The sequence below is a fragment of the Peribacillus sp. QJM3NY_7 genome (assembly GCF_056173225.1).
Window position 1 is genome coordinate 4,970,980 of sequence record NZ_CM149663.1, and the last position, 23,952, is coordinate 4,994,931.

General features: G+C 42.2%; 22 protein-coding genes, 1 pseudogene and 1 riboswitch. Of the genes and pseudogenes, 11 read left to right on the plus strand and 12 right to left on the minus strand.

From position 1 onward, the window contains the following. Positions 1-70: 70 nt before the first annotated feature. Both AC0VX1_RS24035 and AC0VX1_RS24040 read right to left on the minus strand, forming a co-directional pair. Positions 71-613: a glycerol-3-phosphate responsive antiterminator gene (locus AC0VX1_RS24035; protein WP_475469369.1), complete on the minus strand. Its 543-nt coding sequence runs from the start codon at positions 611-613 to the stop codon at positions 71-73. A gap of 172 nt (positions 614-785) precedes the next feature. Beyond that, entirely contained in the window at positions 786-1,205 is a 420-nt protein-coding gene (locus tag AC0VX1_RS24040; RefSeq protein WP_475469371.1) for a hypothetical protein, read from the minus strand. A 156-nt stretch (positions 1,206-1,361) separates the two neighbouring features. Next, a riboswitch (SAM riboswitch) is annotated at positions 1,362-1,463 on the plus strand. Between the two features lie 81 nt (positions 1,464-1,544). Here AC0VX1_RS24040 and AC0VX1_RS24045 point away from each other — a divergent pair. From AC0VX1_RS24045 to AC0VX1_RS24055, 3 genes are all read left to right on the plus strand, one after another. Next, the gene (locus tag AC0VX1_RS24045; RefSeq protein WP_268591485.1) at positions 1,545-2,648 is read left to right on the plus strand and encodes a 5-methyltetrahydropteroyltriglutamate--homocysteine S-methyltransferase; all 1,104 of its coding nucleotides are present in this window, start codon (positions 1,545-1,547) and stop codon (positions 2,646-2,648) included. Positions 2,649-2,857: 209 nt separating this feature from the next. Then, positions 2,858-3,160, plus strand: coding sequence for an ArsR/SmtB family transcription factor (locus tag AC0VX1_RS24050; protein ID WP_061466270.1), 303 nt, complete (start codon positions 2,858-2,860; stop codon positions 3,158-3,160). Between the two features lie 156 nt (positions 3,161-3,316). After that, positions 3,317-4,492, plus strand: a complete 1,176-nt coding sequence (locus AC0VX1_RS24055; RefSeq protein ID WP_475469373.1) for an MFS transporter — start codon at positions 3,317-3,319, stop codon at positions 4,490-4,492. A 103-nt stretch (positions 4,493-4,595) separates the two neighbouring features. Here AC0VX1_RS24055 and AC0VX1_RS24060 read toward each other — a convergent pair whose 3' ends face one another. From AC0VX1_RS24060 to AC0VX1_RS24070, 3 genes are all read right to left on the minus strand, one after another. Next, positions 4,596-5,120: a hypothetical protein gene (locus AC0VX1_RS24060; RefSeq protein WP_328144798.1), complete on the minus strand. Its 525-nt coding sequence runs from the start codon at positions 5,118-5,120 to the stop codon at positions 4,596-4,598. A 269-nt stretch (positions 5,121-5,389) separates the two neighbouring features. After that, positions 5,390-6,490, minus strand: a complete 1,101-nt coding sequence (locus tag AC0VX1_RS24065; RefSeq protein WP_475469375.1) for a CaiB/BaiF CoA transferase family protein — start codon at positions 6,488-6,490, stop codon at positions 5,390-5,392. A gap of 244 nt (positions 6,491-6,734) precedes the next feature. Beyond that, positions 6,735-8,216, minus strand: a complete 1,482-nt coding sequence (locus tag AC0VX1_RS24070) for an amino acid permease (protein ID WP_475469376.1) — start codon at positions 8,214-8,216, stop codon at positions 6,735-6,737. A gap of 442 nt (positions 8,217-8,658) precedes the next feature. Between AC0VX1_RS24070 and AC0VX1_RS24075 the strand changes: the two genes are divergently transcribed. Further along, positions 8,659-10,284 carry a M4 family metallopeptidase gene (locus AC0VX1_RS24075; RefSeq protein ID WP_475469378.1) on the plus strand — a complete coding sequence of 542 codons (1,626 nt, stop codon included), beginning with the start codon at positions 8,659-8,661 and terminating at the stop codon, positions 10,282-10,284. 249 nt (positions 10,285-10,533) lie between these two features. Next, positions 10,534-10,935 (plus strand): SET domain-containing protein, encoded by a 402-nt coding sequence (locus AC0VX1_RS24080; protein ID WP_475469380.1) that lies wholly within the window; start codon positions 10,534-10,536, stop codon positions 10,933-10,935. A gap of 584 nt (positions 10,936-11,519) precedes the next feature. Here AC0VX1_RS24080 and AC0VX1_RS24085 read toward each other — a convergent pair. Both AC0VX1_RS24085 and nagZ read right to left on the minus strand, forming a co-directional pair. Then, positions 11,520-11,708, minus strand: a complete 189-nt coding sequence (locus AC0VX1_RS24085; protein ID WP_063234131.1) for a hypothetical protein — start codon at positions 11,706-11,708, stop codon at positions 11,520-11,522. Between the two features lie 90 nt (positions 11,709-11,798). Then, complete coding sequence (gene nagZ, locus AC0VX1_RS24090; protein WP_475469382.1) at positions 11,799-13,034, minus strand: beta-N-acetylhexosaminidase; 1,236 nt, start codon at positions 13,032-13,034, stop codon at positions 11,799-11,801. Positions 13,035-13,199: 165 nt separating this feature from the next. Here nagZ and AC0VX1_RS24095 point away from each other — a divergent pair, with 165 nt between their 5' ends. Further along, positions 13,200-13,553, plus strand: coding sequence for a hypothetical protein (locus AC0VX1_RS24095; protein ID WP_106027115.1), 354 nt, complete (start codon positions 13,200-13,202; stop codon positions 13,551-13,553). Positions 13,554-13,835: 282 nt separating this feature from the next. Here the strand turns inward: AC0VX1_RS24095 and AC0VX1_RS24100 are convergent, their stop codons facing one another. Next, entirely contained in the window at positions 13,836-14,618 is a 783-nt protein-coding gene (locus tag AC0VX1_RS24100; RefSeq protein WP_475469384.1) for a TrmB family transcriptional regulator, read from the minus strand. A 215-nt stretch (positions 14,619-14,833) separates the two neighbouring features. On the opposite strand from AC0VX1_RS24100, the gene AC0VX1_RS24105 reads away from it, so the two are divergent. Together AC0VX1_RS24105 and AC0VX1_RS24110 are read left to right on the plus strand one after the other, a co-directional pair. Next, positions 14,834-15,604: a sulfite exporter TauE/SafE family protein gene (locus AC0VX1_RS24105; protein WP_034310419.1), complete on the plus strand. Its 771-nt coding sequence runs from the start codon at positions 14,834-14,836 to the stop codon at positions 15,602-15,604. A 107-nt stretch (positions 15,605-15,711) separates the two neighbouring features. Further along, positions 15,712-16,650: an oxidoreductase gene (locus AC0VX1_RS24110; RefSeq protein WP_278089190.1), complete on the plus strand. Its 939-nt coding sequence runs from the start codon at positions 15,712-15,714 to the stop codon at positions 16,648-16,650. Positions 16,651-16,727: 77 nt separating this feature from the next. On the opposite strand, the gene AC0VX1_RS24115 is transcribed toward AC0VX1_RS24110, so the two are convergent. Next, positions 16,728-17,168 carry a peptidylprolyl isomerase gene (locus AC0VX1_RS24115; RefSeq protein ID WP_264639729.1) on the minus strand — a complete coding sequence of 147 codons (441 nt, stop codon included), beginning with the start codon at positions 17,166-17,168 and terminating at the stop codon, positions 16,728-16,730. 162 nt (positions 17,169-17,330) lie between these two features. On the opposite strand from AC0VX1_RS24115, the gene AC0VX1_RS24120 reads away from it, so the two are divergent. After that, entirely contained in the window at positions 17,331-18,323 is a 993-nt protein-coding gene (locus AC0VX1_RS24120; RefSeq protein WP_057277991.1) for an NADPH:quinone oxidoreductase family protein, read from the plus strand. Positions 18,324-18,360: 37 nt separating this feature from the next. Here AC0VX1_RS24120 and AC0VX1_RS24125 read toward each other — a convergent pair whose 3' ends face one another. The 3 genes and pseudogenes from AC0VX1_RS24125 to AC0VX1_RS24135 all read right to left on the minus strand — a co-directional run bounded on the left by AC0VX1_RS24125 (position 18,361) and on the right by AC0VX1_RS24135 (position 20,895). Next, positions 18,361-19,827 carry a PAS domain-containing sensor histidine kinase gene (locus AC0VX1_RS24125; protein WP_475469387.1) on the minus strand — a complete coding sequence of 489 codons (1,467 nt, stop codon included), beginning with the start codon at positions 19,825-19,827 and terminating at the stop codon, positions 18,361-18,363. Between the two features lie 146 nt (positions 19,828-19,973). Further along, positions 19,974-20,403, minus strand: a pseudogene (locus tag AC0VX1_RS24130) (cell wall hydrolase). Between the two features lie 222 nt (positions 20,404-20,625). After that, positions 20,626-20,895 carry a DUF1292 domain-containing protein gene (locus AC0VX1_RS24135; RefSeq protein WP_034310405.1) on the minus strand — a complete coding sequence of 90 codons (270 nt, stop codon included), beginning with the start codon at positions 20,893-20,895 and terminating at the stop codon, positions 20,626-20,628. A gap of 305 nt (positions 20,896-21,200) precedes the next feature. On the opposite strand from AC0VX1_RS24135, the gene AC0VX1_RS24140 reads away from it, so the two are divergent. Together AC0VX1_RS24140 and AC0VX1_RS24145 are read left to right on the plus strand one after the other, a co-directional pair. Further along, positions 21,201-21,605: a VOC family protein gene (locus AC0VX1_RS24140; protein WP_054398933.1), complete on the plus strand. Its 405-nt coding sequence runs from the start codon at positions 21,201-21,203 to the stop codon at positions 21,603-21,605. A 168-nt stretch (positions 21,606-21,773) separates the two neighbouring features. Next, positions 21,774-23,426, plus strand: coding sequence for an alkaline phosphatase (locus AC0VX1_RS24145; protein WP_413008095.1), 1,653 nt, complete (start codon positions 21,774-21,776; stop codon positions 23,424-23,426). The last annotated feature ends 526 nt before the right edge of the window (positions 23,427-23,952 follow it).

The window sequence follows — 23,952 nt, forward strand, 5'->3', positions numbered from 1 at the left end:
TATGAAAACGCTGTCAATATTTTGTGAAAAATTAATCTATTATTCTGTAATTTTTTTCAATTTTTCCCTATTAGACGATATCCCATAATTCAGTTTTTGAAGTGGTGATTGACGAGGCGCCGGCATCAAGGGCATTCAGGACTTCCTCCGAAGTACGTATGAGGCCGCCTGCAAAAATCGGTGTCTGCAATCGTTCCTTCACTTCTTTTATCATCCATGGCATGGCGCCCGGCAATACTTCGATATAATCCGGCTTGGTTTTCTGCACCAGCTTATAACTTTTCTCAAGCGCATGTGAGTCTATTAAAAAGATTCGCTGGATGGCAATGACCCCCTTTTGCTTCGCCTTCAATATAACGCTTGATTTAGTCGAAATCAGCCCAAAGGGGTTATATTCCTGACAAATGAATTCTGTCGCGTACTCATCACTTCTTATGCCATGGATCAAATCGACATGATAAATCATTTTCTTATTATGCTGCTTTGCCATCATACTTACATTTTTCAATTGTGAGATATGCAAATCAAGAAACACACCTATTTCATAGGAACTTTCTAGAAATCTTTCAAAATCCTTCATGCTTGCTGAAGCAGGCAAAATCTTCTGATCCATCATTATCCTCCTCATTACCAGAAAAACTCAAAACTTCAAGTCATTTAGTATATTTTAAAGAACTTGATTTATCAAACACATTTTTTCATGAACCATGTAACCTTAACACTATCATACCTTTCACACCCTTTATAGATTGCAGCAAAGGATATATGTAAAATATCCCCTTGAATCATAAAGAGAGTTTCATTTTCAATGCACCTTCGACGAGTTCATACGATTTAATTGTGCCAATGGGAATTTTTCTCACGATGCTCCAAGCATTAACATTCATTTTGATCGCTCTTTTTTCATATTCAAAAAATGGCGGTCTGTTAAATATCCTTTTGTTGATGAAATCCCTGTCAATTGGTTCCATTTCGACTAATTCAAATGAAATCGTTCTTTTTTCCACATGAACCGGTTTTAATGTAATTCGGAAAGCCACGTTTTTCTTAAACATCATTTTTTTCACTTCCATCGTTCCGGAAAGCACAATATGCTTTGGCTTAATTTCGACTTTAATATCCTGATCAGATGATTTCATTTTTATGATTCTCTCTATCATGGCATCAGTTACCGTAATCGGTATGCCATTTTTGAATGGACTCATCCTTGCATTCCCTCCCCACTCAAAGCATATGCCGGACTCCCTGATGCCGTTAACATTTCAGCCCGGATTAATAAACGGTATATTCGAAATATTCCAGCTCCACCCCTTGACCTTCGTAAAAACTACCTGTATAGTCATAGTTAATTTAATAGACAACTCTTATCCAGAGAGGTGGAGGGACTGGCCCTTTGATGCCTCAGCAACAGACCGATCTTGTACTGTGCTAATTCCAGAAGTGTAAAAACTTGAAGATAAGAAGAGTATATAGCTTTGTTACCAACACCTCTTCTTATTTTTAAGAAGAGGTTTTTTATTTTTAAAAGGAAAGAAGGAATCAACATGTCAATCACATTAACGAAAGCACCATTCAGGGCGGACCACGTCGGAAGTTTATTAAGACCGGAACGTTTACATATTGCCAGGAAGGACTTTAAGGAAGGTACCATTTCAGCTGAGAGGCTTCGTGAAATTGAAACTGAAGAAATCAATCGGATCGTCGATAAACAAATCGAAGTTGGTTTAGAGGCAGTTACGGACGGTGAATTCAGACGAACATGGTGGCACTTTGACTTCCTCGAACATTTAAATGGCATCGAGGGATATGTAACTGAAAAAGGCCTCACATTCGATGGTGTCGAAACAGAGAGATATAATGTTCGCAATACCGGGAAGGTTTCATTCAACCCTGAACATCCCTTCATTCGTGATTTCATTGAATTGAACAAAATCGTGAACGGACGTGCCGTTGCCAAGCAAACCATCCCCAGTCCGAATCAATTATTTGCTGCAGGCATTCATAATGAAGACGTCTACCCTGATATTGAAGACTATGCAAATGATATCATCAACGCCTATCAGCATGCTTTGAAAGCCTTTTATGAAGCAGGTGTGCGTTATCTTCAATTGGATGATGTATATATTGCCAGACTTTCAGCTCCGGATTTCCAGTTCAAAGATGGAAAATATACGAGGGAACAATTAATTGATCTTGCACTTCGGGTCATTAATGGAGCATTGGAAGGCAAACCAGAAGACCTTATCGTCACTACCCATCTATGTCGCGGAAACTACCAGTCGACATGGGCGTTTGAAGGAAGCTATGCCCGTATCGCCCCAACTTTATTGGCAAAAGAAAAAGTGGATGGATTCTTCTTGGAATATGATGATCAACGCTCAGGGGATTTCAAACCATTGGAATACATTCCAAATGGCGGTGCACGGGTCGTACTGGGTGTCGTCACTTCAAAAAATGGAGAAATCGAGGACAAGGAAGCTGTTAAGGCACGCATTAAAGAAGCATCGCACTTCGTTCCGCTCGAACAATTATGCTTAAGCCCTCAATGCGGCTTCGCCTCCACCCATCACGGCAACAAGCTAACCGAAGCACAGCAATGGGAAAAGCTGAAATTCGTCGTTGATGTAGCGAAAGAAGTATGGGAATGATTATTTAGCGGAGACTTTAATTCTGATTTACAGGATTTGAACAACCTAATCGGCCCGCACTGATATGGGAGCCGATTAGGTTCTTGCAATAATACACTTCCATTCCTTTAATGACTCTTTAGATAACGGTATCAAGTTTTACTATTTATGAATAACGATGAATGATAAAACCATTTGACATATCGATAATTCTCGATATAATGAAATGTATGAAAACAATCGAGATATTTAAAGCATTATCCAATGAATCCAGGTTGCAAATCTTACAATGGCTCAAGGCGCCTGAACTCCACTTCACCCCTCATGAGGGAATAGACATGAAGGAAACCGGCGTTTGCGTAAGTCAGATTACGGAAAAATTAAACATGACCCAGTCCACGGCCTCTCAATACCTCTCGATGCTTCTTAGAGCAGGATTGATTAAAACGGAGCGGATAGGAAAGTTTACGTATTACAAACGAGATGAAGAGGCAATCTCAAAAATTACTGATTTCTTGAAAGAAGAAGTATGAAAATGAGCTTGATCCGTACCTTAGAGGGTTGGGTTCATTTTTCTCTCTAACATTTCGATATTTCGCGATATGTTTATTTTTTTATTCATACATATCAACATATTGCGATATGTCTTTATATAAAATCAATAATCATTAATGAGGAGTGAATCTATTTTGCTTAATACATGGAAAATTTACATGTTAGCGATCATCAGTTTTTTAGTAGGAACATCCGAATTCATCATATCCGGAATTTTGGATAAGATTGCGGATTCTCTTGGAGTGACCCTTGCTGCCGCAGGACAGCTCATTACAATTTTCTCCCTTGTCTACGCAATCGGTACACCCATTCTCATGGCTTTGACAGCAAGTTTAGACAGACGAAGATTAATGTTGTATTCCCTTGGACTATTCGTAGTGGCCAATCTGCTTGCCTTTCTATTACCAGGCTTTGGCCCTTTTCTATTTGCACGCATAATCATGGCACTTGGTGCAGGATTGGTTGTAGTCACCGCTCTGAATATTGCCGCTAAGCTTGCTCCGCCAGATAAACAAGCCAGTTCTATTGCGACAGTTGTCATGGGGTTTACAGCTTCCCTTATCATTGGCGTACCTCTCGGAAGAATCATGGCAGATGCATTCGGGTGGAAATCCGTCTTTGGCGGAATCGCCCTATTCGGCCTGATTGCCATGATCGTTTTATCCTTTACCATTCCTCCCACCAAAGGGGATAAACCAGTACCGCTTCTCCAGCAACTGGCCCTTCTTAAAAAAAGGAAAGTTGCCCTTGGATTATCGATAACCTTCTTCTGGCTTGGCGGATACTCGATAGCTTATACCTATCTATCCCCTTACCTGCTATCAGTATCAGGGATAAGTGACTCTATACTTAGCACGGCCTTGCTTATATTCGGTATCGCAAGCCTGATCGGATCAAAGTTTGGCGGATATAGTACGGATCGATGGGGTGTATCATTTACACTAGTTGGCGGAATGGCGCTTCATATTGTGATGATCATCATGTTATCCATCGTTACGAATTCATTGATGGCCGTTTTGATAATCCTTACATTATGGTCGTTCGCAGCATGGTCATCAGGGCCGACACAGCAATATCATTTAGCGACCCTTGAGCCTGAATCATCAGGAGTCATGCTCGGTCTGAATCAGTCGATGATGCAATTGGCCATGGCCGCCGGTGCTGGAATTGGCGGTGTTGCTGTAGAACAAGTATCCCTTGCTTCCATAACCTGGATCGGTGCAACAGGGGTTGCCATTGCCATGGTCATTGTTCTGGTCCTTTCAAGTTCATCGTCAAGCAGGAAAATAGCACAGTCCATAAAATCCTAGACCGTTATATAAACATTTATCATAAGGCTAGATTTTAGCCTTATGATGAATCCTAAAACTGAAAGCAAATAAAAAAAAGAACGGCCATCTGGACGTTCCCTTTTTACTTGCAGCTATCATCATCCTCCATTTTCTTCACGAATATATCATCCGTCACCCTATCTTCCAGCTTGTTCCTCAAGGCCAATTCCGCAGCCTTCCCATCACTAGGCGATCCGTCCGAGAAATACATCGGAAACAGGGAGAAAAACATAACGTAGAAAGAAAAATAGATGAATTGATACCAGATCACCGAGCTGTCCAGGATATTCTGATACACTAAGCTATATATGATCAGCATGCTGATTAAATTAAAGATAGCCCCCCCTAAATATATCAGCGTATTCGTCAATCGATTATCATGTTTCAATCCCTTGAACTCGCAAGTCCCATTCCAAAAATAATATTTCCTCACCTCTATGTTCCGAAAGGCGAAAAGTTTATTGCCACAACCGATCAAGATTTTCTTTTCTGATCCCCCAAAGAGCGTAACAAAGAAAATATGCCCGCTCAAATGTATCAGCGTAACGATCGGCATGATCAAAAAAAAGGAAAATAGAAATTTAATGATATCAGAGAGACCAAACATATTTAACTAACCCCCTCCTTACCAGCGATTTCCTTACCAGGATGCTACTCTGATACCCTGCCCACACTGGTTATAACTAGTAAATTTTCACAGTGGTAATATGTTGCTTTCCACAAATGATAAGAGGATAATTATTCTCCTTCCGCTTCACTTCGACCTTCGAACTTCGAACGATCATATCGACCCTCCCCCTGCTTTTTCCGGCATTCAAAAAAAACAGGCTATCACCTTCCAAAAAACTAGAAAAGCGATAGCCTTTACATCTTTATTTAGCGATTGGGGGTTCGAAGGATTTCTGCGTTGTTTTGTCCTGGCTCCAAGCCTGCATGTTTATATCCAGGGGTAAAAACCGATGTTTTGATCGGGCAGGCGATTTGCCTCTGGACATTCCCTTTTCCGTCAGGAACCTCGACGATCATTCCCCTCTCCTTCAATTGGGGATGCTCGGCCGCTTCTGTGAAAGTCAGCACTGGTTCTGCGCAGGCCTCGAATTCAGCGAATATCTCCTGCCATTCTTGAAAATCTCTTTCCAGGAAAGCCAGCCGGACGGCCGTTTTAAACCTGATTCCGCTTTCTTCATCGCTTTTCATGCTCAGCTCATATAATTCGGGTGCACCGATCGCTTCACATAATGCTTTTCGAAAAGGGGGCTCAAGGCTGCCTACCGAAAAATAGCGTCCATCCTTCGTTTCGTAAAAGTCATAAAAAGACCCTCCGTTCAGCATCAGTTTTTCTGGTTCAAGTTCAAGGCCACCTTGTAAACTCAGAGGTGCGGATATGGCATTCAAGGTAAAACTGCAGTCGGTCATGCTGATGTCGATGGCTTGGCCGAATCCTGTTCTTTCCCTGTGTATGACTGCAGATAATATTCCGATGACAGCATGCAATGAGCCTCCGGCAAGATCTGCTATTTGGGTTCCGTTTTTTGCCGGACCGTCCTTTTTCGTACCGGAATAGCCTGATAAGCCAGCAATCGAAATATAATTGATATCATGTCCCGGTCGGTCTTTATAAGGACCAGTCTGGCCGTAGCCCGTGATGGAACAGTAAATCAGCTTCGGGTTGATCGATTTTAATGCCTCATACCCCAGTCCCAGACGTTCCATGACACCTGGACGGAATTGTTCAATGACGATATCGTATTCCGTCACTAGGTTTCTTACGGATTCGATAGACTCGGATTGTTTTAAATCCAGCGTGATCGACTTCTTCGATCTGTTAAGATATTGGTTCACACCCCATGAATCCTTTGTCCCCGGCCTCTCTACCTTCAAAACATCCGCTCCTAAATCCGCTAGCATCAAAGTGGCAAATGGGCCTGGCAGTAACGTTGAAAAGTCCAATACTTTTAAATGAGTCAATAAGGTCATCAGCCGTGCACCTTCCCTTTCCCTTGAAAATAGTAAAAGCCTTCCAGTCGTTCCGTACGTGCAATTTAGCCGAGTTTTATGATTATCATATAACACCTCCCATAACATTTGTATAAATTTCCATTTAATAAAAATAAAAAACCAGGAATCAGCTTCCTGGCTTTTGATAATGAGCCTATAGAAAACAAGGAAAAGCCGGACAATTTAAAACTGCATTGTCCGGCTGCTTTTACTTTAAGCTTGTTCATTCATATTTTTTGTCAAAGTCAAATTCGACTTCATCAAGTTTAACGAATTTAGTTTTTCTTATAAATTTATAGCCAAGCCATAGACCAAGGAAAAGCGGAATCCCCAAGTATGCAGCTACAACACTGCCCCAATCGATGTGGTCTGAGAAAAAGGCTTGGATATTTTGGGACAGGATGACGATCATGCCGATTAAAATGGCAAAGATCGGGCCGATCGGGAACCATAATGCCTTATATGGCAGCTTCTCCAATGAATGGCCTTGAGCGATGAACGCTTTCCGGAAACGGTAATGGCTGATGGATATTCCGAGCCAAAAGATGAATCCTGTAATTCCGATGGCATTCATTAACCAAATATACACTTTACCATCGCCGAATACGGAGGCTAAGAAGGCCAGCATGCCGATGGAGCATGTCAAAATCATGCCTGCAACCGGTACGCCGCGTTTATTAAGTTTTGCAAAAATACGCGGTGCTTGCCCATCTTTTGCCATTGAGTATAACATACGCGTTGATGCATATAGACTTGAGTTACCTGCAGATAATACCGCTGTTAATATGACGGCATTCATAAGCGAAGCGGCAAAGGCGACTCCAGCTTTTTCAAAAATGAGCGTGAATGGACTGACCATGACGTTATCACCTTGCAAACTCGAGTTCGTATAAGGGATAAGGAGTCCAATTACGAAGATTGCCAATACGTAAAAGAGCAAGATCCTCCAGAAGACACTTTTAATGGCCTTCGGTATATTCCGTGCAGGATCTTCACTTTCCCCGGCAGCCACACCGACAATTTCGGTACCTTGAAAAGAAAAGCCAGCCGCTATGAAAACGATGAAGACACCCATGAACCCGCCCGGGAAAGGAGCGTCATCGACGGTGAAGTTTTTAAAGCCTACCGCTTCGCCGCCCATAATGCCGACGATCATTAGCAGCCCGACGATAATGAAAATAACGATGGCGGTTACTTTTATGAAGGAAAACCAGTATTCCCCTTCACCATATCCTTTAACGGATAAATAGTTCAATAGGAAAATGAGCACCAAGAATGATGAACTCCATAACAATGATGGACTATTCGGAAACCAGAATTTCATGATCATTGTCGAGGCTGCCAACTCTGCGGCTATCGTCATCGACCAATTGAACCAATACGTCCATCCCAAGGCAAAACCAAATGCCGGATCGACGAATTTCGATCCATAGGTACTGAAGGAGCCGCTTGTCGGCATTAAGGCTGCCAATTCCCCTAAGCTCGTCATCACGAAGTACACCATTGCCCCAACTAAGGCATAAGCAAGTAATGCCCCGCCTGGCCCAGCTGTATGAATGGCTGCACCGCTGCTGAGGAACAGCCCGGTACCAATAGCCCCGCCAATGGAAATCATCGTTAAATGGCGGGATTTCAAACCGCGCTTTAACCCTTGTTCTTCTTGCTTTGGAGGATGCAAGATGTCATTTTCTTGTTTTGGTATCATAATTTTTCATCCCTTTCTATATAAGCGCTTTCATATATGGGGAAATCATTTAATAAATTTTCCTATTTCATAGACTCTCAAATAGACCTAATTTACAATTCGAATTCCTTTTCTGAATATATGCAATTTTCATGCCAAATTTACAAAGCGCAATATTCAACAGATTATCCAAAAAAATGCCTTCAATAGACAAATTTCTTTGCACTATACGCCATGCTTTTTTGCACATTATGCCATGTTTTTTTGCACATTTATTCATTTGGTTTAATTTAAATACATTCCAAATATTACTAAAAGAATATATTCAAAGAATATTTCTATTAAAATCCATTTTTCTCCATTTTATTCCTTTAAATGTCATATTTTTCGCAAGTTTTCTCCATTTGATAATAATTATGAAACGATGTAAAAATGAGGTATTCTCATGAAGGAGTTGAGCGTTATGAAAGGTAAGGTATTCTTAGGAACTGCACTATCAATCGGTCTATTATTTTCTGCTATTCCCCATCAAGAAGCTTTAGCGGCAAAAAATGTGTTGAGTGTTGAAAAGTACAATAAGCATAGGGATTCGCTAGAATACAAGTCTGGGAAGCTTACGGACCCCTCAAAGCAAACGGCAGAAGATATCATTCTTACCTTTTTTGATGAGAACAAAAAGTCTTACAAGCTAGAAAAGCAAAAGGCGAAGGACTCCTTCACGATCGAGAAAGAAAGCAAGGATGAACTGGGCAATACCGTCCTTAAATTGCAACAAACCTATAAAGGCGTACCAGTTTGGAATTCCACACAAGCCGTATTGATTGACGCTAAAGGTGTATTGACCGTCGTGTCCGGTACGGTTGAAGCCAATCTAAATACGAAATTAGGGAAAAAGGCTAAAAAAGGCATCAGTGAATCCGAAGCTATCAAAATAGCTGAAGCGGATCTGGGGTTCACACCTGCCTACGAGCAAGCACCTGAATCTGACCTGTATGTATACGCAAATGAAGGCAAGGCCGATTATGTATATAAAGTCAATTTGAAATTCTTAAGTCCGGAACCAGGAAATCATCATTATTTCATTTCAGTCAAAACGGGTAAAATCCTGAATAAATATAATACATTGGATGAAGTGACGGGGACCAACTCCGTCGGAACGGGCACTGGCGTCTTAAACAATACGGTGTCGCTGAACACTACCTTATCCAACGGTCAATACTACTTACAAGACAATACACGCGGTAAAGGCATCTACACGTATAACGCCAATAACCGTTCAAGATTGCCTGGTACACTCTTTTCCAACACAACAAATGCTTTTACTGCTTCTGCCGATAAAGCTGCGGTGGATGCCCATTATTATGCGGGTAAAACCTATGATTATTACAAATCCACATTTGGCCGGAACTCCTATGATGGTAATGGAACCATCCTGAAATCAACCGTCCATTATGGCTCAAGATACAATAATGCTTTTTGGGATGGCACCCAAATGGTTTACGGTGATGGAGATGGCACGACGTTCATCCCATTGTCCGGCGGGCTCGATGTCGTTGCGCATGAATTGACGCATGCCGTCACTTCCTCGGAATCGAACCTTACCTATCAATATGAATCCGGTGCTTTGAATGAAGCGATATCTGATATTTTTGGCACTGTCGTAGAATTTAAGAATCAAAGTGCCAAAGCCGATTATTTGGTCGGGGAAGATATTTACACACCTAACATTTCCGGTGATGCACTCCGCTCGATGGCTAATCCAACATTGAATGGGGACCCTGACCATTATTCGAACCGTTATACAGGAACGGGTGATAATGGCGGAGTCCACACGAACAGCGGAATCATTAATAAGGCAGCTTATTTAATCTCCGCAGGCGGAACCCACCATGGCGTGAGTGTATCCGGAATCGGCATCGATAAACTAGGAACCATCTTTTATCGGGCAAACACAACATATTTAACTTCGTCGTCTACTTTTTCACAAGCCAGAGCGGCCGTCATACAATCGGCCTCTGATTTATACGGCACAAGCAGTGCAGAAGTCACGGCTGTCAAAAATGCCTTTACTGCTGTCGGTGTGAATTAACAGATTTACCTATATATCAAACACCTCCCTAGCTTCCCAGCTAGCGGAGGTGTTTTTATCTTATGTATTGGTCTACCTTCCGAGGATCATTTCGGCCGTTCGTTCCCTTTTTTCGTCCTTTTCCGTCCTCCGGTACAGGTAGATCCTTACTAAAAATGATTAATTCCGTAAAATAGTTGCTTTTCTTCTTATTAACTGTCAAGCTTAGATGATCTGGACTATATTGAATAGAACAAGTAGGTGACGAACATGATTGAAGTTAAAACTTCCACACTCAGTGATGGCGAGTTCAATAGAGGCGTATTCGCAACACGAGATATTAAAAAAGGCGAGCTTTTGCATGAGGCACCAGTCATTGCATATCCGAACGAGGAGCATGTTTTCATTGAGAAGACATTGCTGGCTGATTATGCGTTTGAATATGGAATTAACCATACTGCCATGCTTTTAGGCTATGGCATGCTGTTTAATCATTCTTATACACCAAACGCTACGTATGACATAAACTTCAAGAATCATACGTTTGATTTCTTTGCTTATACCAACATAAAAGCAGGAGAAGAAATCCTGATTAATTATAATGGTGAAGTCGATAATGAGGATCCGCTTTGGTTCAATAAAGAAAATGACGGCGAAGATGAAGCTGAATGATCATTGATCCCTCATGAAAGCACTTGTACTTTTGAATGCCTGTCCATGGTCTTCGAAAGAAACGAGTGCTTTTCCTTTTACCGGCATGATGAATTCACTAAACCATAAAAAAGCCCCATTAAGATTAACTTAATGGGGTTAGTTTTTTGAAGACGATTGAATAAAGTTGCCACACTCTTGCCGAATGACTGGTTAGCCGAAACCGCTTGCTTTGATTAGGCTTGGCAAACAATCGGGCGGAGGCAGCAGATTTGAGGGTTAGTAATATGATTTCCACTCCAGGCACTCGCTTTCCGCGGTCGGTCCGGCGCCTTTGAGCCTGTGGGGTCTCCCCTGGACTCGCTTTTCCCGCAGGAGTCTCGTACCTTCCGTTCCATTCAACTTTTCATTTAAAGTAAGGTGGAACCCTCATTTACAAATCCGCTAGACGACACCCCACGGACGCTTGCGTCGAGGAGGCTTGGAGACAGGCGGAAAGGGAGCGGATTTCTTCAATCAGCGGGAACTTTTTTTAAAAAACTGGTTCTTCTCTAATTTGTCCACAGTTTGACCCCATTAAGAATTACTAATGGGGTCAATTCACCTTAACGAACGGATGGGTTACTTGATTTTGTTTTGGTTATTGATTGGAATTGGCTCTTCACCTTGTCAATGGTTTCTGGGGTGGCTAGAGATCTTATTTGACCCATGGTTTTTTCACGGGTTTTCTTATTGCGCATTAAAAATGCGGCTGCTCCTATCAGGACGGTTCCAAGCATTTTGTTTGATGGCATGTTCGTTTCCTCCTTCAAGTTAGTCCTATATAGTATTCCCTCTATCAGCTGATTTAAACAAAAGCACCTTTTTGAGAGAGCGGTTTCGCTTTATTCATCCTCGCTCAGGCTTTCGATGAACTTTATGCTTTCGGGATTTTTCACGACTTTTTCAGCTTGATCAGGGTCAGCTTTCGTTTGCTTCATGTTGTTAAGTTTATATGTCAACACTCTTTCCACTGACTCGTTAATTCTATCCATTGGAACTTCCCCTGCTTTTACTGCTTGCAGTAAACCGTTATATACCTCAAGCTCATGGGAATATTCATGACAGACGAGTAATAAGTCAGCTCCTGCAAGGATTGCCTGCTTCCCCATCTCATCATAGGAGAAGTACTTGTTCACGGCTCCCATTTCCAAATCGTCGGTAACGACAAGTCCTTCATATTTGAGTTTCCCCCGAAGCAGGTCTTCTATGATGATTTTAGAAAGGCTTGCTGGTTTTTCTTTATCATAGGCTGGATATTTAATGTGGGTCACCATCACGAAAAACTTTTGGTTATCCATTTCACTTATGATTTGCTTGAAGGGATAGATATCCGAATTTTCCAGATCCAGTTGGTTGGCCTCCACGGATGAAGTTTCGACATGCGGATCGATTTCGCTGCGTCCGTTGCCGGGAAAGTGCTTCAATGCACCCGTTATCGATACATCATTCAAGCCTTGAATGGCTTTCTTCCCGTATTGATAGACCTTTTCCGGATCTTGTCCCAATGAACGTTTATCCGTTTTTGATAGATCAAGTACAGGGGCAAAATTAATGTTAATCCCCATGGAGCCCAGTTCTGTCCCATTCAACCTGGCCACCTTGTACATGTCTTCAATAGAGGCATTTTTCCCAAGATCCTGTTGCGCAGGGAGGGGCGATACCCTTTCCTTCATCCTGATGATGTCCCCGCCTTCCTGATCGATGGCCACCATCAACGGAAGCGAATGTGCACTTTGATTGGCCGTTTGCTGAAGCGAGTTGGATAACCGGGCCACTTGTTTAGGTGATTTCATATTGCGGTCAAAATAGATGACACCTCCTATATGTTTTTGTTCGATGAGCTCCGTAATTTCATCGCTCTTTTCAGTCCCCCTGAAACCAATCATCATAAGCTGTCCGATTTTTTCTTCAAGCGTCATTTTATTCAGCAATTTCTCTATTCTCTCATGATTATCCGCATCGTCGTCCTCCCCTTTTTCCGCTCTGGAATCGACATCCAGATTCAACTGAATGAACACGGCTGAAAAAGCGAGGATTGCGATGAAAAGCAGGCCCATAAATATTTTTTTATTCCTCATGCTTTGACCTTCTGTCCTTTCTTGATTGCCCTTTTATATTTGTTGCACACTTCTTAATCATGTTCATAAAGTGACGATTCTATATCATCATTGCCGATTTTTTGCATAAACCATTAGCCGCGTATAAATACTACATACATAGCCTAATTCAAAGGAGATGCACCCATGAACGGAATCTTGAAGAACATTGCCGGCACTTTCAGTCATGCAGTCGATTATGCAAAAGAAAAAATAACAGCCATTACAGGAAAAACTTCTGTTACGATAGCGGAATTGAGTGAGCACATCATCAATCAGCCCGAAACAAAACTAATCAGGAAAAACCTTTTAGGGATACCTTTTTCTTTTTATCATTTACAAAAAGAAGACGTTACGTACTATTTGGAATTGAAAAGCTCACAGGTTCTCCAGTTGGATGTTCAAGCGCATAATCATACGATTGTGTCTTACAGGTCTTATCGAGATAAATCCAGCTTGCCCACAGCCATCAGATTTCCTAAAACCCTTTTAGCCGAATGAAAAATAAAGGCTGTTTTCGCATACTTTGTTGCTATTTAACAAGTAGTGCGGTGTGGTTGATTTCCCCTTCAGATGCACGCTTTCCGCGGGGCGGGCGGTGAGCCTCCTCGGCGTAAACGCCTGTGGGGTCTCACCTGTCCCGCTAATCCCGCAGGAGTCTCGCACTTCCACTCCAATCAACCTTAAATAGTTTCGTTTTAAAAACAACAATCTTTCCGAAAAGAGCCAAAATAAAAAAGCTGATATCCCCTGCATATGGGGTTATCAGCTTTTTTTCAAATCTTATAGGGAGAAAAAACGGTCTCTTTCACTCGAAATCCATTTCTCGGCATCTTCTTCATCCTTTTTAGCCAAGCGGTTAACGAGGATATCATGCCAAATGTAATTTTCGAGAAAATTGATATGAATGGGATCATCTGTGTAGAACGCCGTTTCTCTCGTTTCGGGCGAAGGGCCGTAAATCGTCTCCTTGCCGTCAATGGATAAGATGAACCATTTGTTTTCTCCAATATTCTCCACATAGCTTGTTTGGCGATGTATATCTATACCTGATAATGGGTTTTCAACCTGAAATGCAATCCCCTTGAGCGTGCAATGCGCAGCGGCCCCTATTAGCTCTTGTTCAAGTTTTCCATACATCTTGTCCCATAGGGAAACCACCACCCTTTTCTCGGCTTTTTGAATCAAGGTACGGCAGAAGGATAGGATGTGCCCTTCACCTTTAAGCGTCATTACACGATTGTCGGACATCGGTTCGTTTTTCTCGAATTGCTTTAATGTATGGCTGATGGATTGATAGGTATTGTTCCATTTTGACTGAACCGATTCCAAAAAAACATCGACTGGCAGCGGTGAATATTTTATCGAGTCATTGATTTCCTCTTTTAAGACGATTCCTTCTTCTTGCAGTCCATTTAATATTTCATAGATGCGGGCCCTTGGAATTCCTGACTCCTTGCTTACTTGATAGGCACTGGTTGGGCCTTGGCGAACCAAAGAAACATAAGCCTTTGCTTCATATTGACTAAACCCGAGAGACTGTAGTTTTTGAATGATATCTTGCATAGTACCTCCTAGTGCTTTGGTAAGTTATATGCCTATCATACCAAATCTCTTATCGAAATCTATTCGATTTCAAACAGTATGGCTCAAATAATTCTTATTTACAGAATGGTTATTATTAGTTACTATCTAAATAGTGACTAATATGAACGCATGGATTATGGCTCCAGCAAAACAAGCATTTCAGCCATAATGCCATCGATACGGAGGCTTCTTGGATGGAAGATATACAAATTTCGACACTTTTGCTGCTGATGTTTTTCGGATTTTTGGCAGCATTCATTGATTCCGTGGTCGGCGGCGGCGGCCTGATTTCGATACCCGCTTTATTATTTTCAGGACTTTCCCCGTCAGCAGCGATCGCTACGAATAAGTTAGCAAGTTCCATGGGGTCTTTAACAAGCACCATTGCTTTCATTCGCTCAGGTAAGGTTGATTTCAAATTGGTTTCAAAACTTTTCCCATTGATTTTCATAGGTTCCCTGCTAGGAGCCTGGGTTGTCAACTTCGTCTCGCCTGAATTATTAAAGCCAATGATCTTGGTTCTATTAATAGCTATTGCCATTTATACCTTTTTTAAAAAGGACTGGGGCCAGAAATCGACTTACCATACACTCACATGGCAAAAAGCTGCACTATTTGCGTTCGCTATATTTGCCATTGGTTTTTATGATGGCTTTTTGGGCGCTGGAACGGGATCCTTCATTTTGTTTGCCTTTTTAATGATTGGCTTTGATTTTTTGCACTCTGCAGGAAATGCCAAATTTTTGAACTTCGGAAGTAATTTGGCGGCACTGATCATGTTCATATTCCTTGATACCGTCAACTTTTCCTACGGAATTCCAATGGGAATCTCCATGATAGCAGGAGCGTTGGCCGGTTCTAAATTTGCCATTAAGAAAGGGGTGGCATATGTAAGAGTATTATTTATCATCGTGACCGTCATTTTGATCGTGAAAAATATAATGGATTACTTAATGGGCGGCTAACCTTTTTAAAAAATAGACGACAGCACACTGTTCCCCGCACAGAATGTGACATATAGGAATTATTTGGGTATATGATAAGTAAAGACTGTGTGGAAAGGTGTGATTGGATGATTGAAAAGTGGAATGGCGAAGAAATGGCAGATGTATCGGGGCAAACCATTGTGATTACTGGTGCAAATAGCGGGCTTGGCTTCGAAACGGCTTTTGCATTGGCCGGTAAGGGGGCAGAGATCATCCTTGCGGTCCGGAATGCTTCAAAGGGTGAAAAGGCGGTCGATAGAATCTTATCGGTCCATCCAAAGGCAAATGTACGTGTGATGGAGCTGGATTTAAGTGATTTGAGCAGCATTCGGCATTTTGCCGCTTCCTTTCAGGAAAACTATGAATCTCTCTCCGTCCTCATCAATAACGCAGGTGTGATGATTCCGCCCTACAGTAGGACGAAGGATGGCTTCGAGCTGCAATTCGGCTGCAATCACCTCGGTCATTTTGCTTTGACAGGCCTCCTTCTGCCGTGTATCCTTTCTACGCCAAAATCGCGCGTGGTCACATTGAGCAGCTTGGCCGCCATCAATGGATATATAGACTTCGAAAATCTAAATGGTGAAAACGGTTATAAACCAATGAAATACTATGGGCAAAGCAAGCTGGCCAATCTACTCTTCGCCCGCGAATTACAAAATAAATTCAACCAGCATGGCGCAACCCCGATCAGTGTTGCCTGTCATCCGGGCCTTTCCCATACTAATCTCATGTCCCGCGGTTCCGGCAAACCCATAAATAGATTCGTGCACTTTCTTTCCAAAACCATCACCCAGCCGGCAAGTATGGGAGCATTGCCTACCCTTTATGCCGCAACGGAACCTTCATTGACAGGCGGGGAGTATATCGGACCCGATGGAAAGAAGGGCAGAAAAGGCTTTCCCAGAAAAGACGAGGTCATCGATACCTTATATAATGAAGAAACTTCGAAAAGATTATGGGATATTTCCGAAACCTTGACAGAGGTCAAATATCGTTTCACTGAAAGCATGACGCCAAAATGACTTTATATTTCCCTGTCTTCGCTCATGAACAGAGCAAAAAGAAAGAGGGAGCATAATGCCCCCTCTTTTCGCTTCCATCATTCAGCGTCAAAAACTTCGACTTTTTCCATTTTGTCGCCATTTTTCATAGCTTTGGCTGTTTCAAGTCCAGAAGTCACTTTACCGAATACCGTGTGAACACCGTTAAGATGCGGTTGTGGTTCATGCACGATAAAGAATTGGCTTGAGCCTGTGTCTTTTCCAGCATGTGCCATAGATAGGCTTCCTGCCTCATGTTTATGAGGGTTTCCTTCTGTTTCACATTTGATTTGTGTACCGCTTCCGCCTGCGCCTGTACCTGTTGGATCTCCGCCTTGGCTTACGAAACCAGGGATTACACGGTGAAAGACTACGCCATTATAAAATCCTGTGTTTGCCAAGTTTTCGAAGTTAGCCACTGTGTTAGGTGCTTCGTTCGGGAAAAGATCGAATTCGATTTTTTCTCCATTTCCCATAAGTATGTATCCTTTTTTAGCCATGTTAAACATCTCCTTTAATATGAACTGAATCAAATCTAATAGTACCATTTTTAGTAGCAGAAAGAAAAGGAAGCGCTACTTATTTCGAATTGTATCATTATACATTCCTCTATTTTTTCTTTTATAATGGGATAGATTCATTATTATAAGGGGGAACGAACCATGATACAGCAATTTGATGCATTAGTCGTGAATAAGCAAGATGATCAATTCACCGTTAACATTCAGGAGCTATCACTTGATGATCTACCTCAAGGCGAAGTGCTCATCCGTGTTCATTATTCCGGTGTGAACTATAAAGATAGCCTTGCAGCCATTCCAAATGGAAACATTGTCAGCAGCTATCCGATCGTTCCGGGAATTGATATGGCTGGTGTTGTCGTTTCATCTGAGGATTCCCGCTTTAAAGAAGGAGACGAAGTCATTGCGACCTCCTATGGTATTGGCGTTTCCCAATCAGGGGGCTATAGTCAATTTGCCCGTGTTCCTGCAGAGTGGATCGTCCCGCTTCCTGATGGCCTAACAATGAAAGAGGCGATGATCATCGGAACGGCCGGTTTCACTGCAGCACTATCGGTTCTGCGGCTGGAAGAAAACAACCTCACACCTGAGCAAGGGAGCGTTCTTGTCACTGGTGCAACTGGCGGGGTCGGCAGTTTTGCCGTCTCGATCCTTTCCAAACTTGGCTATTCCGTTGAGGCTAGTACAGGAAAGGAATCGGAACATGGATATTTGAAGGCAATCGGTGCGTCGACCATTGTATCGCGTGAAGATGTATATGATGGCAAGCTTCGGGCTCTGGGCAAACAGAAGTGGAGCGGGGCGGTAGATCCCGTCGGCGGTGAACCGTTAGCTTCGGTCCTTAGCCAAATCAAGTATGGCGGAGCTGTGGCGGTCAGCGGATTGACAGCTGGGACAAGCCTTCCTGCCACCGTCTTTCCATTCATCCTAAGAGGTGTTAATCTACTTGGGATCGATTCGGTCAATTGCCCGATGGATACAAGATTGAAAGTTTGGCACCGACTTGCCACCGACTTTAAACTGGAGGATTTGGAACAGCTCGTTCAACAGGAAATTACACTTAAAGAATTGCCTGACGTCCTTCCTACCCTATTAAAAGGGGAAGCAAGAGGCAGGACGATCGTTAAACTATGAACCAAAAAGTGACGAGAGCATGGCTTCTCGTCACTTTTCATTGTGAACTTTCATAGATAGGGAGACTGATATCCACAATCGTCCCTTCTCCCACTTCGCTAGTGAAATGAATTTCCCCATTATGTTCATGGATGATTTTGGTGCTGACCATGAGCCCAAACCCTGTTCCTTTTTCAGATGTACTATAAAAAGGCTGCCCTAGATGCTTCATGCGTTCATTTGAGATTCCGCAGCCTTGATCAATGAACCGGATCATCGCAGAGTCACCTTCATGGTTTAACTGTATATGAAGTTTGCCCCCATTCGGCATGGCTTCTATCGCATTATTGGCGACATTCGTGAATACTTGTTTTAACTGATTCGGTTCGCCAAAGACTGATGCCGTATCCCTAGTATATTCCTTGATGATTTCGACATCATTCAATATCGCTTGAAATTCGGCTAACGTAATCACACTGTCCAATATCTCGTTAAGCTGAATGAGTTCACAAACCTTTGCTTCAGGCTCTGCTAAACTTAAAAACTCATTGGCCAGGATTTCAATTTTTTCAACTTCACTGACCGTCATTTCAAGATAGTCCTTTTGCTCAGGGTCTTCCCTTAATAATTGCAAAAACCCTTTGACCGTAGTTAATGGATTTCTTATTTCATGTGCGATGCCTGCAGCCATCTGTCCCACCGCCGATAACATATTGGATTTACAGATCAGCTCTTCGGTCTTTTTACGCTCCGTAATATCCCTACAGAATACCTGAATGGCTGGTTGCCCTTTATAAATAATCGGAAGACCGAGTGTTTCTCCATAAAATTCTTGTCCGTCAAGCCGAATGAACTTTTGTTCCAGTAAACCAACCGCCTGATGATCGTCCCTCATGATTTCGATTCTTTTTTGTACACTTTCCCGGGACTCCAGGTGGACGAACTGAAAAACCGATTTACCGATAATATCTTCCACACTATCCATCCCAAGCATTTTTGCCCCCATGGGATTCATATACTCGATGATCCCATTGCGATGTACAAAAATCGCTTCAGGTGACACCTCCACTAAACTGCGATACCTTTGTTCACTTTCCTTCAAGGCAGCTTCAGCAAGTTTTTGATTCGTAATATCCCGATAAACGAAAACCAATGCGCACGGCTCATTTTCATTATCGCGGATATTAAACAGGGAGATGCTTACATCGATTAACTGGCCATCCTTCCTTAACCTGACCGTTTCAAAGCCTTTCTTTTGTACCCCAGCCTTAATTTGGTCATGCAATTCATTGACTGACTCCTTCAAGAAATCAGGAATAATTGGAAACGGCATGCCAATGAGCTCCTCATTCGTCCATCCGAAAAACTCTTCAAAAGCTGCATTCACCTGAAGGGTCTTTCCTTCCAGATCAACAATGGAAATGGCGTCCGGGTTGTTCTCCATGAAAGACTTGAATTTCTCGGTACTATCCTCCGGCTGTTCTCCCATTTGCCCTTGTCCATAATCAATAAGCCTTTTACTCATCAACTTTTTATTCCTTTCTTATCCGGAAATTTACAGTGTCAATTTTACAGTATCAGTAAATCATTTGCCAGTTTTATCATATGTTTTTTCCAAGTTAAGGATTGATGCACAAAGAGGCCAAATCCCCATAAGGTTCAGCCATTTCCTTAAAATGTATTATAAATATTGGGACATTCTGTACCTGTTGGTTCATAAAAGCAATGGAGCTTGAAACGCCCAACCAGGGGCTGATTATACCAGGTTGCCGGGCAATCTCCCGGTGGCCTGAAGTACCATAGGCTAAATTTCGAAGGCCATAGCCTTTCGCCGCTTACGCTACGGCGTGCAAGCCTCTTTTCCCTGTCTCTTGCCCGCTGATAAAAATACCCCTTCTGTACAGCCTCAAAGGCATGCTCCTGATAAATCATGTCTGGAATCGTCCTCAACCCCTTGAAATCGGAACAATTCGACCTAATCCGATTGACCCCTACATTACCGATCATTTTACATGCCTTGATCACCTTCACCCTCGCCTTCCGCCCTAAGCAATCTTGCCAATAAGGCAATATCGGCATCAGTGTGCTTTACAACGGCCATCCCATCACCTCCACTTTTTTATCCCATGCCTTCGATATGGAAAAATACTCCGTTTATTAACAAAATCTTCATATAGAGTACACGTCCTATCAATAATACAACCCTATACTTAAGTAAGGCTGGATAGCACGCGTGGCTATCATGGTATTTGGCGAAGGCGGGGCCGATACTTTCCTTATACATATAAAAAAGGCGGCACACATTGTGCCGTCTTTTATCTTGTCATTCTTTCGCTTCAAATGCCGCTTCAAACGCCAATGATACCTTTTCGAATTCTTCATCCGATTCGATATCGAGCAGTTCACCTTCGCCTTCGACCCTGAAAAAGAAAATATCGATATCTTCATCCGTATCCTCTTCAATATCTTCAAGCAAGCCTACTGCAACATATTCCGTTCCTTCTACATCCAATGAACCTAAAACCTCAACTTCATGGCCTTCATCACTGTCATCAGTAAGAGTGAAAACTTCACCTTCACGAATTTTTCCCATACTACCTCTCCTCTCCTATCCATTAATAATGGAGTTGTTTCCATAGTATATCGACTATTCCATTTAGAAACAAATTTTTGCCCTGGAAAATGATGAATACATTTCTTTCCAATAAAAGAATCTATCAAGAGATACTATGGAAGAAAAGTATTATCCCATAAGCCATTTGTCATTTTTTCATTATTTACCAATAATTCCCCTTTATTAACATCATTTTAAAAATTATCTAAAAACGGCTATAAAAAAGTAATTTAATTCCGAATAATCTTATATATACTACTATTAGCAAGTTGCATACGGATTTAATGAAGGAGGAAGATTTCTTGGCTGTAAAAAGGGTCGATCACATTGGCGTTGTTGTAAAAGATCTTGAAAAATCCATCGCCTTTTATCAAGATGTGCTGGATTTGAAATTAAAGGAACGCATGACTCATACTAATGGAGTGATCGAACTGGCATTCCTCGGTTACGAAGAGTCGGACGAAACAGAAATAGAATTGATTCAGGGATATAGCGACACACTTCCCTCCGAAGCAACGATCCACCATTTTGCCATTACCGTGGATGATATCGAAGAAGAATATGCCCGGATCAAAAGCTTGGATAACACCGAACTGATTGATGAAGAGATTGTCACCCTTCCGAATGGTTATCGCTATTTCTACGTATATGGACCGGAAAAAGAGTGGATTGAATTTTTCCAAAGGTAAAAACCATCCTAAAAAGGCAGAGTCTTATAGACTTCTGCTTTTTTTTACATTCACTCTATTCTCCAAACAAAATTTACAGGATAAAAATCCTTTCTTTACTTACATGAAGTAATTTCTTAATATACTGCATTTATCCTAAATGTAATCATATTTTTGGAGGTATGCATTTTGGGGAAAATGAGCAAAAAGGTAGCAGGAATTACTTTAGCGGGCGCGGTGGCCATATCATCACTTGGTATTTCAACAATGAGGGAAGAAGTTCAGGCTAAAGACAAGAAAAAAGAACCAACCAACGTCATCATGATGGTGATGGATGGAACAAGCACAGGAGCAACAACCCTTTCAAGGTGGTATAAAGGCGATAATCTAGCCATGGACGAAATGCTGTCTGGCGGCATGCGTACATACTCGGCTGAATCGGCGATTACCGACTCAGCTCCTGCAGCAACAGCGCTTGCGACAGGAAATAAATCAAATGATAAATTTGTCGGTGTCCTGCCAACCATCGTTAATTCTCCAGGGCTCGATCCAGTTAATCCGAAAAATGCCCATAAGCCAGTCGCTAACGTTTTGGAGGGTGCGAAACAAGCCGGAAAGGCTACGGGCATCATTTCTACATCTGAAATCCAGCATGCTACACCCGCAGGCTTCTCCGCTCACGTGACACATCGAAGCAATTATGGTGATATTGCGGAACAGCAGGTTTATCAGGGGATTGACGTCGTTTTGGGAGGCGGCAAAGAATCCCTTTTACCAGGTAAAACAAAAAATGCAAGAATGGATGGAGAAAACCTTTTGGAAGTGCTCGATGAAGACAAATATGATTTTGTTGAAACCCGTGACGAGCTGTTAAAATCCAAATCGAATAAAATTTGGGGAAGCTTTGCACCAAGCGCCCTGGCATATGATTTAGATCGTAAAACAACAAAGCCAAGTGAACCCACTTTAGCTGAAATGACCAATAAAGCCCTTAAAACCTTGAAAAAAGATAAAGATGGCTTCTTCTTATTTGTTGAAGGAAGCAAGATTGACTGGGCTGCTCACGGAAACGACACGATCGGAATGATTAGTGATACTTTAGCTTTTGATGATGCCGTGAACGAAGCCCTTACGTTTGCAAAAAATGACGGAAACACGATGGTCATTGCTGTAACGGATCATGGGAACAGCGGAATTACAATGGGTAACGTAAACACGAACTCCTCCTACCCGGAAACACCCGTATCAGCTTATATCGATCCATTAAAGAAAGCGAAAATGACTGTTGAAGGGGCCTTAAGTAAGCTAAAACCAGATCATTCCAATCTGAAAGAAGTTGCAGCACTGTATGGACTGGATAATCTGACTTCTGAAGAAACAGCAAAACTTACCTCTTCTAAAAATGTAGGTGCAGAAATGACAAAGCTGCTTGCTAACCGTGCCAACATTGGCTTTACAACTGGCGGGCATACAGGGGAAGACGTATTCCTGTATTCTTATGGCCCTTCAAAACCGACTGGATTAGTGGAGAATACAGACCTCGCTAAAAAAATGGCTGATTTCATGGGCTTTGATTTACAAAAACTATCGAACACACTATACATGAATGCTAAAGATTCCTTTGAGAAAAAAGGATATTCAACCCGCATTGATGTTACAGACCCGAATAACCCGGTTTTCGTAGCGAAAAAGGGGCAGCAAAAAGTGGAGTTGCCTGCAAATAAGAATATCGTTATCAGCAAGACTCCTAAATCCACTAAACAAAAAGAAATTAATGCGATCACCGTTTACAACGGAAAAGACTTCTATATATCCGAACAAGCATTAAAGGCAGTCAAGTAAGCAAACACTTTTGAATGGGAAGGAGCCCTTGTTTTTAACAAGGGCTCCTCAGACTGTAAACAAATCAATTAAAGTCCCAGTAGATTTCAGAAATCCGCTCCCTTTCCGCCGACTGCCTTCCATGCCTCCTCGGCGCGAGCGCCTGTGGGGTCTCGGCTAGCAAGTTTTTCGGCAGGAGTGCCGCAAATTCTCTTCAATCTAATGAGGATTACAGGTGAAAAACTTAAAGGATGAACTAGTCTTAAATATAAGTTGGGATGAGACCAGCCTTCAGTTTTTTCTAGAAAACATTCTAGTTGATTTCAGATTCCGCTCCCTTTCCGCCGACTGTCTGCCAAGCCTCCTCACCGCGAGCGCCTGTGGGGTCTCGGCTAGCAAGTTTTTCGGCAGGAGTGCCGCAAATTCTCTTCAATCTAATGAGGATTACAGGTGAAAAACTTAAAGGATGAACTAGTCTTAAATATAAGTTGGGATGAGACCAGCCTTCAGTTTTTTCTAGAAAACATTCTAGTTGATTTCAGATTCC